This is a genomic window from Neisseria sp. P0021.S006 (genome assembly GCF_051956895.1).
The window spans coordinates 1-601 of record NZ_JBQCWZ010000881.1 but is presented as its reverse complement, the minus strand read 5'-3'; the positions used below and the strand labels follow the sequence as shown (position 1 = coordinate 601).

Annotated in this window: 1 pseudogene; it reads right to left on the bottom strand. The window is 53.4% G+C overall.

Annotation, left to right across the window (positions count from 1 at the left end):
• Nucleotides 1–601, bottom strand: a pseudogene (locus tag ACTHUM_RS17675) (TonB-dependent receptor); the annotation flags it as partial.

Sequence of the window (601 nt, the reverse complement as noted above, 5' to 3'; positions counted from 1 at the left end):
CAAGGTTGCGGTTCATCGGATGGGCGGGCTGCGCCGTATTTTTGCGTACGTCCGCTTCGTTGATTTCGTAGCTTAAGCCCAAGCCTAATTTGTGTCGGTCGTCAAATTTGTAGGACAGGGTATCGGAGATGCGCCAGCGGTCGATATGCACATCGGCGAAACGGTAGCCGTTGAGGAAATCGCGCATGGCGGTGTGGGTGTTGCGTTCGCCGTTTTGGCTGTCGTTGCGGTAGCTGACGGCGGCGGTGTTGTGGAATTTGCCGAAATCCGCGTCGTGTTTGAGCGAGAAATCATATACTTTGCGGTCAAGTTCTACGAACACTTGCTGCGGCGTGTTATTTGGGCGCAGGGAGTAATTGTCGGCACGGCGTTTGAGTTTGATGACGCCTGCTTCTGCGCTGACCGTATTGCTCAAATCGGCATTGCCCCAACGTGCGTTGAGTTTGGCGATATGGCGTTCGGTGTCCAATGCATCGTTGACGAACTGCGGCTGGCGGTCGTTGTTGATGTCGTCGTGTAGGTAGGTGAGGCGGTATTCTTGATTTTCAGACGGCACGAAACCGAGTACCAAAGCTTGATTAAAACGGCTGTATTTCCAATC